The 13487-nt window shown below is 64.9% G+C and carries 12 protein-coding genes; 9 read left to right on the forward strand and 3 right to left on the reverse strand.

All coding sequences use genetic code 11. From position 1 onward, the window contains the following. Positions 1-225: 225 nt before the first annotated feature. Complete coding sequence (locus AC07XB_RS31145) at positions 226-3363, reverse strand: Rne/Rng family ribonuclease (protein WP_492831300.1); 3138 nt, start codon at positions 3361-3363, stop codon at positions 226-228. A 768-nt stretch (positions 3364-4131) separates the two neighbouring features. On the opposite strand from AC07XB_RS31145, the gene AC07XB_RS31150 reads away from it, so the two are divergent. From AC07XB_RS31150 to AC07XB_RS31165, 4 genes are all read left to right on the forward strand, one after another. Beyond that, positions 4132-5133 carry an RluA family pseudouridine synthase gene (locus tag AC07XB_RS31150; protein WP_150983149.1) on the forward strand — a complete coding sequence of 334 codons (1002 nt, stop codon included), beginning with the start codon at positions 4132-4134 and terminating at the stop codon, positions 5131-5133. 19 nt (positions 5134-5152) lie between these two features. After that, on the forward strand, positions 5153-5812 hold the full coding sequence (locus AC07XB_RS31155) for an HAD-IA family hydrolase (RefSeq protein WP_492374602.1): 660 nt from the start codon (positions 5153-5155) through the stop codon (positions 5810-5812). After that, the gene (locus AC07XB_RS31160; RefSeq protein WP_492374601.1) at positions 5805-6197 is read left to right on the forward strand and encodes a Rieske (2Fe-2S) protein; all 393 of its coding nucleotides are present in this window, start codon (positions 5805-5807) and stop codon (positions 6195-6197) included. Before AC07XB_RS31155 ends, AC07XB_RS31160 begins: the two co-directional genes overlap by 8 nt. 62 nt (positions 6198-6259) lie before the next feature. Further along, a complete protein-coding gene (locus tag AC07XB_RS31165) occupies positions 6260-7429 on the forward strand; it encodes a S49 family peptidase (protein WP_492831299.1) in 1170 nt (389 codons plus the stop codon). Positions 7430-7510: 81 nt separating this feature from the next. On the opposite strand, the gene AC07XB_RS31170 is transcribed toward AC07XB_RS31165, so the two are convergent. Next, a complete protein-coding gene (locus AC07XB_RS31170) occupies positions 7511-8242 on the reverse strand; it encodes an SAM-dependent methyltransferase (RefSeq protein WP_492813828.1) in 732 nt (243 codons plus the stop codon). Between the two features lie 51 nt (positions 8243-8293). Next, on the reverse strand, positions 8294-8893 hold the full coding sequence (locus AC07XB_RS31175; protein ID WP_492374598.1) for a Maf-like protein: 600 nt from the start codon (positions 8891-8893) through the stop codon (positions 8294-8296). Positions 8894-9142: 249 nt separating this feature from the next. On the opposite strand from AC07XB_RS31175, the gene AC07XB_RS31180 reads away from it, so the two are divergent. The 5 genes from AC07XB_RS31180 to fabD all read left to right on the forward strand — a co-directional run bounded on the left by AC07XB_RS31180 (position 9143) and on the right by fabD (position 13486). After that, positions 9143-9739, forward strand: coding sequence for a DUF177 domain-containing protein (locus AC07XB_RS31180; protein ID WP_492813830.1), 597 nt, complete (start codon positions 9143-9145; stop codon positions 9737-9739). A gap of 119 nt (positions 9740-9858) precedes the next feature. Then, a complete protein-coding gene (gene rpmF / locus AC07XB_RS31185; protein WP_006158597.1) occupies positions 9859-10038 on the forward strand; it encodes a 50S ribosomal protein L32 in 180 nt (59 codons plus the stop codon). Positions 10039-10361: 323 nt separating this feature from the next. After that, a complete protein-coding gene (plsX, locus tag AC07XB_RS31190) occupies positions 10362-11438 on the forward strand; it encodes a phosphate acyltransferase PlsX (RefSeq protein ID WP_492831298.1) in 1077 nt (358 codons plus the stop codon). A gap of 59 nt (positions 11439-11497) precedes the next feature. Continuing rightward, positions 11498-12478, forward strand: coding sequence for a beta-ketoacyl-ACP synthase III (locus AC07XB_RS31195; protein WP_150983156.1), 981 nt, complete (start codon positions 11498-11500; stop codon positions 12476-12478). A gap of 72 nt (positions 12479-12550) precedes the next feature. Continuing rightward, positions 12551-13486, forward strand: a complete 936-nt coding sequence (gene fabD / locus AC07XB_RS31200) for an ACP S-malonyltransferase (RefSeq protein WP_492374595.1) — start codon at positions 12551-12553, stop codon at positions 13484-13486. Position 13487 lies beyond the last annotated feature (1 nt).

Genomic DNA, 13487 nt, shown 5'->3' on the forward strand with positions numbered 1-13487 from the left:
CCTGGGGGCGTGGCAGTGCGGGTGACGGGCGGTTCTGGCGCGATTGCATGGGGCAGCATCGCCCGTTCCGGGCACCATCTTTCGGGTGCCATCTATTTGTCATTCTAGCCGAGCCGGGCATGGTACCGCCGGCATCACCCGGGACATTGCCCGCAAACAAAGCCCGCAGGCATGAAAAAGGGACGGCATCGCCGTCCCTTTTCTTGCTACCCGCGAGGGTGCCGCTTACTTCTGCGGCGTCCCAGCGGTATCGCCACCGGTTTCGACCAGGATCATCGGACCTTCAGGCAGCGGCGGCAGGGGCTTGCGCTCCCGCACGACGCGCGGTGCCGGCGGGATGCTGGCAGCCGCTTCCTGCGCAGCGCGCAGCTTGCTGGTGTCGGTGTTGACCCACTCGAGGCCAGCCGAGGCCAGCATCGGCTGCAGGCTTTCGACCGCCACCGGGGCTACCCGGGCTACCGTTGCCACCGGGGCAGCGACCGGCACTTCAACGGCAGGCGCCACAACAACAGCAGGGGCTTGCACGACTGCTTCAGCCACAACCGGAGCCGGTGCCGGCTGGTAGGCGGCCGGGCTTGCTGCGATCGTCTCAACCACCGTTTCAGCCACCGGCTCGGCAACCGTTTCGATGATCGGCGCAGCGACTGGCGCAGCGACCGGCGCCGAGATCGGCGCGGCCTGCACGAACACCGGCTCCGCCGGCAGTGCCACGGGCTGTTGCGTCACTACGGCAGCTTCGGCGGGCTGGTAAGCCGGAGCGCTCGGCGCGGCTTCGGCAACCGGCACGGTGGCTTCGATCGCAGGCGCTTGGGCGACCACAGCCGGGGCGGCGGCCTGGGTGCTTTCGCGCACTTCCGCCGTGTACTCGCCTTCAGCGCTTTCCGCACCTTCGGTTGCCTGGGCGCCGTCGTCGCGTTCGCGGCGATAGCGGTTGCGGCCACGGCGATTGCGGCGGCGGCGTTCTTCGCCTTCACCGTTCTCGGTGCCTTCCGTGCCTTCCGGCAGGTCGGTGCGTGCGTTGTCGGCGTCATCGTGCGAGGCAACCGCTGCGGCTACGGCCGGCGCTGCCACGACAGCTGCGGCGGTCGCGGCTACGGCTTCGGCAGCCAGGCCTTCGGTGGCTTCGCCTTCGCGCGGCGCGTCGCCTCGTTCACGCTGGCGGTCGCGCTGGCGCTCGCGGCGTTCCTGGTTGCGGTCGCGGCGGCCTTCGCCACGGCCTTCCGTACGCTCGGCCGGTGCGCCTTCGGGCTGGCGGGCCGGCTGGACTTCCAGTGCGGCCTGGCGCGGGGCCCGGCTGTTGCGCTCGCCGCGTTGTTCGCCACGTTCGCCGCGCGCTTCGACGCGCTCGCCACGCTCCGCGCGCTGTTCGCCGCGGTCCGCGCGTTCGGTGCGCTCGCCACGTTCCTGGGGTGCGCGCTCGCCGCGCTGGCCACGGCCCTGGCGGTCACCACGTTCGCCTCCCCGCTCACCACGCTCGCCACCGCGTTCGCCGCGCTGGCCACGGCCTTCACCGCGTTCGCCACGTTGGCCGCGTTCGCGACGGTTCTCAGCGCTGCGTTGCTCCGCGTCAACCGGCTTGGCCGGCTCGACGGCGGGCGCTGCGGGCTTGGCGCCGAACAGGTTCTTCAGCCAGCCGATAAAACCACCGCCGACCACCGGCTGGGTAGCCGGCACCGGACGTGCGGCTGCCGCCGCGGCTTCCGGGCGCGGGGCGCGCTCTGCGCGCGGCACGGAGACGGGCGCCGGCTGTTCCGGGGTGATGCCCTTGACGGCAGCTTCCTGGCGCGGCTTGGCATCTTCCTTCTTGCGGCTGCTGTAGCTGGTGTCGGCTTCCAGTTCCTTGGCGGCAGCCTCGGCCATCTTGTAGCTGGCCATGCTGTCTTCCAGGCGCGGGTCGTCGTGACGCAGGCGCTCCAGCTTGTAGTGCGGGGTCTCCAGGTGCTTGTTGGGGATCAGCAGCACGTTGACCTTGAAGCGCATCTCGATCAGGTTGATGTCCTGGCGCTTCTCGTTGAGCAGGAACGCGGCCACTTCCACCGGCACCTGGCAGTGGATGGCGGCGGTGTTTTCCTTCATCCCTTCTTCCTGGATGATGCGCAGGACCTGCAGGGCGGAGGATTCGGTATCCCGGATATGGCCGGTGCCGTTGCAGCGCGGGCAAGTGATGTGCGAGCCTTCCGACAGCGACGGGCGCAGGCGCTGGCGCGACAGCTCCATCAGGCCGAAACGGCTGATCTTGCCCATCTGCACACGGGCACGGTCATGGCGCAGTGCATCCTTCAGGCGCGTTTCCACGTCCTTCTGGGCCTTGCTGGCTTCCATGTCGATGAAGTCGATCACGATCAGGCCGCCCAGGTCGCGCAGGCGCAGCTGGCGGGCGATTTCGTCGGCGGCTTCGAGGTTGGTGCGCAGCGCGGTTTCCTCGATGTCGGCGCCCTTGGTGGCGCGGGCCGAGTTCACGTCCACCGAGACCAGGGCTTCGGTGTGGTCGATCACGATGGCGCCGCCCGAGGGCAACATCACCATGCGCGAGTACGCCGACTCGATCTGGTGCTCGATCTGGAAGCGCGAGAAGAGGGGGACGTCGTCCCGGTACTTCTTCACGCGGTTCATGTTGTCGGGCATGACCACGCTCATGAAGGCGCGGGCCTGCTCGTAGATTTCGTCGGTGTCGATCAGGATCTCGCCGATATCCGGCTGGAAATAATCGCGGATGGCGCGAATCACCAGGCTGGACTCGAGATAGATCAGCAGCGGGGCCTTGTTGTCGCCGGCGGCGCCGTCGATGGCCTTCCACAGCTGCAGCAGGTAGTTCAGGTCCCACTGGAGCTCTTCGGCCGAGCGGCCGATGCCCGCGGTGCGGGCGATGATGCTCATGCCCTCGGGCACGGCCAGCTGGCCCATGGTCTCGCGCAGTTCCTGGCGGTCCTCGCCCTCGATGCGGCGCGATACGCCGCCGCCGCGCGGGTTGTTGGGCATCAGCACCAGGTAACGGCCGGCCAGCGAGATAAAGGTGGTCAGCGCCGCGCCCTTGTTGCCGCGCTCTTCCTTTTCTACCTGGACGATCAGTTCCTGGCCTTCATGCAACGCGTCCTGGATGCGCGCGTTGCGCACGTCCACGCCTTCCTTGAAAAAGGCGCGTGCGACTTCCTTGAAGGGCAGGAAACCGTGGCGTTCTTCGCCGTAGTTGACGAAGCAGGCTTCCAGCGAGGGCTCGATCCGGGTGATGACACCCTTGTAGATGTTGCCCTTGCGCTGTTCGCGCCCGGCGGCTTCGATGTCGATGTCGATCAGCTTCTGACCATCGACGATGGCGACGCGCAGTTCCTCTTGCTGCGTCGCGTTGAAAAGCATGCGTTTCATCGCATTACCTCACTCAATGCCGCGGATTGCACCGGCATGCGGTGCCCGCGGCGTTCGTTCCGTGGAGCACGCGAGGGAGCGAGTGAGGGCGCGAGAATTGCCGAAAGCGCCGTCGCGCAAATGAGCGCGGCCGGCTGGGCACGGGTGAAAGAGAGGTAACGACGTCGAAAGCGCCGTCCGCATGGTCGGAGAGAACGCCGGTGTGCTGCTTTGCGCAGCGACCCAGCGGGTTTCCGGCTGGCATGGCGGCGGTGCGGGCGCAAAGAGGCGCCATCGCACCGCGGCCGGCCGCGGAAGGGCTAGACGCGTCAAAGAGCAAGTTTGTCGTCACGGCAATGCTGCTTCGCTTCCTGACATCTCCTGGCGGGCGCACCTACTGCTTCTTGGAGTTCTGCGACCGGGCGCCGGTATAACCAGTCAGGCGGCGTTGGAAGCATGCCGGCGGCACCGTTTCCCGGTGCGGGCGGGACTTCTCTCACCAGAGTGGATGCCGGGTGGGCATCCACTATCAAATTCTGTTCTACCTGAACACTACTCCCACGTGACCGCCGTCAGCGCCGAAGTTGCCTTTGGGCGACTTCCTGCGCGGGCGATACCGTGCGTGCTGCGTTTTTGCTGCCATTTACCAGCCCCGGGCTCGCGTGGTACGCAAAGAAGCGGGAGGCTGGCAGGGTTGGCGGCAACCCGAAGTGTAAAATACGACGAATCGCCTACACCTGACTTGCGCTGCCGGTCTTTGGCCGGAACAGCGAGGAAATTATATTGAAAATGAATGAGTTACGCCATCAAATTGAAAAAGAGGTGCGGCCCGCCGCGGCCGGGCCCCAGGTGGCGTACGTAACGATTGGCGACGAAGCCGATGGCCAGCGTATCGACAACTTCCTCCTGAAGCTCTCGAAAGGGGTGCCCAAGAGCCATGTCTACCGCATCCTGAGGTCGGGTGAAGTGCGTGTGAACAAGGGGCGGGTCGACGCCACCTATCGCCTGCAGTTGGGCGATGTGGTACGGATTCCGCCTATGCGTGTGGCGGCTTCGGCACCCGATGCCGGCAAGTTCGTGCCGCCGGCCAGCTTTCCGGTGGTCTTCGAGGATGAATACCTGCTGGTGATCAACAAGCCTGCCGGCGTGGCCGTGCATGGCGGCTCTGGCGTGGCATTCGGCGTGATCGAGCAATTGCGGCGCGCCCGCCCGCAGGCCAGGTTCCTGGAGCTTGTGCACCGTCTCGACCGCGAGACCTCCGGCCTGCTGGTGCTTGCGAAGAAGCGTACGGCGCTGGTGAACCTGCATGAGCAGATGCGCGGCAGTGCGCTGGACAAGCGCTACTTCGCCTGTGTGGCGGGGCATTTCGAGAATGCCCGGCAGCACGTGAAATTCCCCCTATATAAGTACACCACCCCGGAAGGCGAGCGCCGCGTGCGGGTGCAGGAAGATGGCATTGCCTCGCATACCGTGTTCAACCGGCTCGAGGTCATGCCCGGCTACACCTTGCTCGAGGCCGAGTTGAAGACAGGGCGGACCCACCAGATCCGGGTCCATCTGGCGCATTCGGGCTTCCCGATCCTGGGCGACGAAAAATACGGCGATTACGCCCTCAACAAGGCGCTGGCCCGCAGCGGCGCCAATCCTGGGCTCAAGCGCATGTTCCTGCACGCGCACAGCCTGACATTTACGCATCCGATAAGTGGAGAAATCACCACTGTAGTTGCACCCATGCCGCCGGAGTGCGAAGCGTTCCTGCAGCAAGCCCGTAACCTGCGCGCCGCCGACTAAGGCGCTAACAAGGATATTCATGGCCAGGCAACGCTTCGACCTGATCGTGTTCGACTGGGATGGAACCCTGATGGATTCCACCCCGACCATCGCCAAATGCATCCAGCTGGCCAGCCGCGACCTCGGCTTGCCGGTGCCCGACGACAGCGCCGCCAGTCACGTGATCGGGCTGGGACTCAAGGACGCGCTGTCGTACGCCGTGCCCACGCTCGATCCCGCCGACTATCCCCGGCTGGCCGAGCGCTACCGTTTCCACTTCCTGACCCGCGACGCCGAACTGGTGCTGTTCGACGGGGTGCGCGAGATGCTGGAAGCCCTGCGCGCCGAGCACTATTTCCTTGGCGTGGCGACGGGCAAGACCCGCGTCGGCCTGCAGCGCGCCCTGGAAGCAACCGACCTCGTGCGCCTGTTCGACGGCACGCGTTGCGCCGACGAGACCTTTTCCAAGCCCCACCCGGCCATGCTGCAAGAGCTGACCCGCGAACTGGGGCAGGACATGGAGCGCACGGTGATGATCGGCGATACCACCCATGACCTGCAGATGGCGGCCAATGCCGGCGCGGCGGGCATCGGCGTAGGCTACGGCGCGCATCCCGCGGACGCCCTGCGCGCGATGGCGCCTCTGCATTGCGCGACGTCCATCGCCGACCTGAAAGACTGGCTGCTGGCGCATGCTTGACGCAACGGGCCAGGGGATGAGGGGCGCGCGTCACCTGTGTGCGGCCGAGGACCTGGCTGACGGCGGCGCCGGGGTGCGTTTTGTGGTCGAAGTGGGTGGGCGCGCCGTGAGCGCGTTTGTCGTGCGCTTCGAGGGGGCTGTCCACGGCTACCTGAACCAGTGCGCGCATGTGCCGATGGAGCTCGATTGGCAGGAGGGACAGTTTTTCGAGTCCTCGGGCCTATACTTGATGTGCGCGACACATGGCGCGGTTTATGCGCCGGACAGCGGCTTGTGCGTGGGCGGCCCCTGCCGGGGCGCTTCATTGTCCAAGCTGCGCGTCGAAGAGCGCGACGGCAATGTGTACTGGCTGCCTGAAAGTCCATACGAAGCACCCGCGGGCTAGCGGGCAGCCGGCAGGCCCGGCGCCCCGGCCCGCCTATCTATTCATAATCAAGAGCCAACTGCATGACTGAACAGCAAAAACCGCCGCAGGACGAACCCGGCAAGGCGCAGGAACCGGTGGCTTCGGCCAGCGCCGGGGCGCCCGGGGCGGGGGATGACCGGCTGGAAACCGCCTCGCAGGCCGATTACCCGCTGGAGCAAGAGCTGCGCGCCGGAGATGCTGCTTCGCAGAGAGAAGCCGGCCAGCGCCAGGCGCGCATGGCCGGTCGTGACGTCGGCCCCGTCCCCACGGGGACAGGCTGGGAGCGGGATGTGCTGGAAAGGGTGCTGATGGCGACGCTGCGCGAGCAGCGCGCGGCACGCCGCTGGCGCATTTTCTTCCGCTTCGCCGGGCTCGCTCTGCTAGTGCTGATTTTCTTTGCCGTTTTCGACTTCAAGGGCGACGGCACCATTGCCACGAGCGGTCGCCATACGGCGATGGTGTCGCTCGACGGCGAGATCGCTGCGGGGACGCCGGCCAGCGCCGAATCGATCAACGCAGCCCTGCAAGCCGCATTTGCCGATACCAATGCCGCCGGGATCATCCTCAAGATCAACTCGCCGGGTGGCTCGCCGGTACAGGCCGGCATGATCAATGACGAGATCCGGCGCCTGCGGACGCTTTATCCCGCCAAGCCGTTCTACGTGGTGGTGGAGGAGATCTGCGCCTCGGGCGGCTATTACGTGGCGGCGGCGGCCGACAAGATCTATGTCGACAAGGCTAGCATCGTCGGCTCGATCGGCGTGTTGATGGACGGCTTTGGCTTCACCGGGCTCATGGACAAGCTGGGCGTCGAGCGCCGGCTTTATACCTCTGGCGCCAACAAGGGCATGCTCGACCCATTCTCGCCGCAGGTGCCTAGGCAGAAGCAATATGCCGAAACCATGCTCAAGCAGATCCACCAGCAGTTCATCGACGTGGTCAAGGAAGGCCGAGGCGATCGCCTGAAGGACGATCCGGACCTGTTCTCCGGCTTGTTCTGGTCCGGCGAGCGCAGCGTTGAGCTGGGCTTGGCCGACGGCCTGGGTAACGCGGACTACGTGGCGCGGGATCTCTTCAAGGCAGAGGACATCGTCGACTACACCGTCAAGGAGAATATTGCGGAGCGGGTAGCCAAGCGTTTCGGCGCGGCGATGGGCACGGCGGCGATGAAGACCATGCTGTTCGGCACGCGCGTGCAGGCCATGCATTAAGCCAGCCGAGCTGGGCACGGAGTAAAAAATGGGGCGAAAACGCCCCATTTTTCGTTTGCTTCTTCGTTGGCCGACCGTCGCTCAGGCTGCCAGCAAGGAGAAAATGGCCGGGCGCTTGTTCAGTGCCAGCCGCTCCGGGCGCCAATCGGAGATGGGCAGCGTGACGATCGTCTCGCTTGGCAAGGTCAGGTCTACCGCGATCGACAGCAGGCTGGTGCCTGCGCAATGCTGGCGCATCGCTTCCAGCAAGGGGCCATTGCGGTACGGCGTCTCGATCCAGACCTGGGTCTGGCGTGCCTTGCGCGATAGCTGCTCCAGCTCGCGCAGGCGCTTGGCGCGCTCGCCGGCATCCACCGGCAGGTAGCCGTTGAAAGCAAAGCTCTGGCCATTGAGGCCGGACGCCATGACGGCCAGCAGAATCGAGCTCGGGCCCACCAGCGGGCGCACGCGCACGCCCTTGGTGTGAGCCAGGCGCACCAGGTTGGCGCCGGGATCGGCCACCGCCGGCACGCCGGCTTCCGACAGCAGGCCGCCGTCGCGCCCTTCGCGGATCGGTGCCAGCAGTGCGGCCAGTTCGCCTTCGCGCGTATTGACGTTGAGTTCGCGGATCTCGATCTGCTGGATTGGCTTGCCCAGCGGGCAGGTTTCGCTGAGTTTCTTCAGGAAGGCGCGTGCCGTCTTGGCATTTTCCGCCACCAGGTAGTCCAGGCTGGCCGTGATTTGCTGCACGCCAGCCGGAATGACATCCGCGAGCGGGTCGAACTCGTCGCGTTTGCCCAAGGTGTTGGGGATCAGGTACAGGGTGCCGCTCATGCTTGGGTTCTCATTTGTCTTCTGTGGCTTGGCGCGGGGTGGGCGAAGCCCTTAGTCCTGGAAGAAAGGGTAGCCGGCCTGGCGCAGCATATTGGTCAGCGCGATCAGGGGCAGGCCTACCAGCGCGGTGGGATCGTCGGACTCCATATGCGAGAGTAGGGCGATGCCCAGTCCTTCGGATTTGGCACTGCCCGCGACATCATAAGGGCGCTCGATGCGCAGGTAGGCGTCCAGCTCCTGGTCGGAAAGATCGCGGAAAGTCGCGCGCGTCTGGATATCCGCCAGTTGAGCCTCGCCGTTACGACTGTCAAGCAGGCACAACGCCGAGTGAAAAGTGACGGTACGGCCGCGCATCCACTGCAATTGCGCCAGGGCCTTCTCGTGGGAGCCGGGTTTGCCGATCTGCCTGCCGTCCAGCGTGGCGACCTGGTCGGAGCCGATGACCAGGGTGCCCGGATGCCGCTCGGCAATGGCCTGTGCCTTGGCGTGGGAGAGCCGCAGCGCGGTGGCCTCGGGGCTTTCGCCAGGCTGTGGCGTTTCGTCGATGTCGGGAATCGCCACCTCGAAAGGAATGCGCAGGCGCTCCAGCAATTCGCGGCGATAACGTGAGCTGGAACCCAGGATCAGGGTGGGGCGGGAAGTTTGCGACATAAGTAATTGAGCGAAAAGGGAAAGCGGCGAATGGCCGTCTTCCAAAATTTTGACCGCGGCAGCAGAATCGACGTATAATCTCGCGTTTAGCCAAGCAAGTCCGGCGCAATACCGTGTTTTTTCCGGTGTTGTGTAGCTTCCGAGTCACGTTTCGACGGTGCGTTATACAGGTATATGTCAGGTATACGTAAAAATGCGTCGAAGCCGCGATCCTCCGGGATGCCTCCCGGCATGACGGCACGATAAGACATGACCCAGCCGATTGACCTGCGCGCGCTCGATCTCTTTGCGTTCTGCCGCGCTGGCGACGACGCCACCGGCGAAGTTGCCGCACGCGATTTGCCGCGCATCATAGCCGAGACTGCGGCGCAAGCGCCAGCGTCGGCGACGGACGAGGTGTTCAGCTACGCGCTTTCCGGCTTTGTCGAGGAGGAAGCGAGCGAGCCCGGCAAGCCCGCGGTGGAGCGCCTGTTCGTCGACCTGGCCGTGAATGGCCGGGTCTGGCTGGATTGCCAGCGCTGCCTGCGGGTCTACGAGCAGCCGATCGCCACGGACATGTGTTTCGAGGTGGTCGCCAGCGAGGCGGATGCCGATGCGGCGCCCATGGACGATGACGAGCTCGATGTGATTGTTGGCTCCAAGCGCTTTGACCTGCTGACGCTGATTGAAGATGAAGTGCTGTTGGCTTTGCCGGTGGCGCCCAAGCATGACGTTTGCCCCACGGTGCACGAAAGTCTCGTGACCGGGGTGGACGGACAGGCGGAACCTGAACCAGAGGTTCTGCCGGAAGAAGAAAAACGGCCTTCGCCCTTTGCGGCGCTGGCCGGCCTGAAAACGAAGCACTGAAGCCGGTTCGTCGGCATCTGGCAACGTTTGAAGGCACCAGGATCAGCATCCGGCCGGGCCCGGCTACGCCTCGTGCGGGATGCGTGTGTTACCATTGAAAAATTCTCGAAGGAGTCATCATGGCAGTTCAACAGAACAAGAAGTCGCCCTCCAAGCGCGGCATGCATCGCTCGCACGACCACCTGACCACGGCAGCGCTGGCAGTGGAGCCGACCACGGGCGAAACCCACCTGCGTCACCACGTGAGCCCGAACGGCTACTATCGTGGCCGCAAGGTCATCAAGACCAAGAACGACTGACAGATCGTTCGGCGTGACTTTGCGTCTCGTACGCGCACGTTGTTAGGTCAAAAACAAAAAAGCGGCAAAATCGTTGCCGCTTTTTTGTTGCGCGCTCGCAGCGCAAACCGTAGCGCAGGCTTCCATCGGGCCGATTTGCGCCGCCGGCTCAAGCTGAGTGCATGGCTAGATGCCATGCGCGGCCGCGAGGGCGGCGCCAGATCTCGCCGTGGAGCGCTCCGGGAGTGCCGTCGGGTTGCCACCGGCTGGTCAGGGTCATGCCTGCCCGGCTCGGGAGCCAGGATTTCAAGTCACGCCGACCAGCGCTTCTGCACCAGGAAACAATGACGATCAAACTAGCTATCGACTGCATGGGTGGCGATCACGGTGTCTGCGTGACCGTACCAGCGGCGATCAGTTTTCTCTCAAGCCATAGCGACGCCGAAGTGGTGCTGGTCGGCTTGCGGGACAGCATCGAGCCGCAGCTCAAGAAGCTGCATGCGCTCGACCATCCGCGCGTGCGCATTGTGACCGCGTCCGAAGTCATCACCATGGATGACCCCGTTGAAGTAGCGCTGCGCAGGAAGAAGGATTCCTCGATGCGCGTGGCGGTGACCCAGGTGAAGGAGGGACTGGCTGGCGCATGCATCTCGGCGGGCAATACCGGCGCCCTGATGGCGGTGTCGCGCTATGTGCTGAAAACGCTCGAAGGCATCGAGCGGCCGGCTATCGCTACCACCATTCCCAACGAGCAGGGCTGGGGTACCACGGTGCTAGACCTCGGTGCCAATGCCGACTGCGAGCCCGAGCACCTGCTGCAGTTCGCGCGCATGGCGGAGGCCATGGTTGCCGTGGTGGATCAGAAGGAACGCCCGAGCGTCGGCCTGCTTAACATCGGCGAGGAAGTGATCAAGGGCAACGATGTGGTCAAGCGCGCGGGTGAGCTGCTGCGCGCTTCGGAACTCAACTTCTACGGCAACGTGGAAGGCAACGACATCTTCAAGGGCACCACCGATATCGTGGTGTGCGATGGCTTTGTCGGCAACGTCGCGCTAAAGAGCAGCGAAGGGCTGGCCAAGATGATCGCCAACATGATCAAGGAAGAATTCACGCGTTCGTGGTTTACCAAGCTGCTGGCGGTCCTGGCTTTGCCGGTACTCAAGCGATTGTCCCGGCGCCTGGACCCGGCGCGCTACAACGGCGCGTCCCTGCTCGGCTTGCGCGGGCTGGTTGTCAAAAGTCATGGTTCCGCCGACGCGCACGCTTTTGAGTGGGCTATCAAACGCGGGTATGATGCGGCCAGGAATGGTGTGATCGAACGCACCATTCAGGCCTTCGCCAACAAGTCAGGTAACAGCACTCCGGCTACCGGCCCGCAGTCAGGCGCCGAGGATTCCAGTCCAAGCCCGCACGCCGCCTGAGGTCTTGATGTAGATGCCGCGGGCGACGACCCGTGGCCAGACGATCGATCCGACATTACATGACAAGCTACGCAAAAATCATCGGGACCGGGAGCTATTTGCCTCCGCGGCGCGTCACTAACCAAGATATCGCGGCGCAACTGGCTGAGAAGGGCATCGAGACCAGCGACGAATGGATCTTTTCGCGCAGTGGCATCTCGGCCCGCCATTGGGCCGAGCCGGATGTCACCAGCAGTGACCTCGCCGTCAAGGCGGCGGAGCGCGCGCTGGAGGCTGCCGGCATCGATCGCCAGAGCATCGACCTGATCATCGTTGCCACTTCCACGCCCGATTTCGTCTTCCCCAGCACCGCCTGCCTGGTGCAGCAGAAGCTTGGTATCACCAACAACTGCGCGGCGTTCGACCTGCAAGCGGTGTGCTCCGGCTTTGTCTATGCGCTGGCCACCGCCGAGAAATTCATCCGCAGCGGTTCACACCGCAATGCGCTGGTGATTGGCTCGGAAGTGTTTTCCCGCATCCTGGATTTCAACGACCGCACCACCTGCGTGCTGTTCGGCGACGGTGCCGGCGCAGTCGTGCTGTCGGCCTCCGAGGAGCCCGGCATCCTGTCGTCGGCGATGCACTCCGACGGCAGCCACGTGGATATCCTGTGCGTGCCGGGCAACGTCTCGGGCGGCAATATCACCGGCAACCCCTTCTTGCACATGGATGGCCAGGCGGTGTTCAAGCTGGCGGTCACCGTGCTCGACAAGGTAGCGCGCGAAGCACTCGCGGGCGCGCAGTTCCCGGCGGAAAAGGTCGACTGGCTGATCCCGCACCAGGCCAATATCCGCATCATGCAAAGCACGGCCAGGAAGCTTGGCCTGCCCGCCGAGCGCATGGTGGCTACGGTGCATGAGCACGGCAACACCTCGGCTGCCTCGATCCCGCTGGCGCTCGACGTGGCGGTGCGCGATGGCCGCATCGGCGCAGGGCATCACGTGCTGATGGAAGGCGTGGGTGGCGGCTTCACCTGGGGCGCGGTACTGCTGCGCATGTAATATTCGGGCCGGCGTGGCGGTGTCATGCCGCTGCGCCGACCTGGCGCTATTCATCTTTACGATTCGATTGCGATGAAATTCTCCTTTGTATTCCCAGGGCAAGGCTCGCAGGCAGTTGGCATGCTCAACGCCTTTGCCGGCAATGCGGTAGTTCGTGCCACGCTGGATGAGGCATCCGCCGCGCTTGGGCAGGACCTGGGCCAACTGATCGCCGAAGGCCCGGCCGAGGACCTGAACCTCACCACCAACACGCAACCGGTGATGCTGACCGCCGCGGTGGCCATCTACCGCGCCTGGCTCGACGCCGGCGGTCCGGCTCCGGCCGTGGTGGCGGGGCACAGCCTGGGTGAATATTCCGCGCTGGTGGCAGCCGGAGTGATCCCCTTTGCTGATGCGGTGCCGCTGGTGCGCTTCCGCGCACAAGCCATGCAGGAAGCCGTGCCGGTTGGCGAGGGTGGCATGGCGGCCATCCTGGGGCTGTCCGACGATGACGTGCGCGCCGCTTGCGCCGAAGCGTCGGCGACCGGCGCCGGCGTGGTGGAGGCCGTGAACTTCAACGCTCCGTTGCAGGTGGTGATCGCTGGCAACAAGGGTGCCGTGGAGAAGGCCTGCGAATTGGCCAAGGCACGTGGCGCCAAGCGCGCGCTGCCGCTGCCGGTGTCGGCACCGTTCCACTCGTCGCTGCTCAAGCCCGCATCGGACCGCCTGCGCGAGCGCATGGCCGGCATGGTGTTTTCCGCACCGTCGATTCCGCTAGTGAACAACGTCGATGTGGCCATCGTCAATGACCCGCAAGCCATCAAGGACGCGCTGGTCCGCCAGGCCGCAGCCCCGGTGCGCTGGGTCGAGTGCGTGCAGAAGATCGCTGCCGAAGGCGTGACCCATGTGATTGAGTGCGGCCCTGGCAAGGTGCTGGCCGGCATGACCAAGCGCATCGATGGCAGCCTGGTGGGCGGAGCGATCTTCGACCCGGCCTCGCTGCAGGACACGCTGGCGCTGCTGAAGTAAA

This window comes from Cupriavidus sp. GW821-FHT02F09 (genome assembly GCF_059421605.1).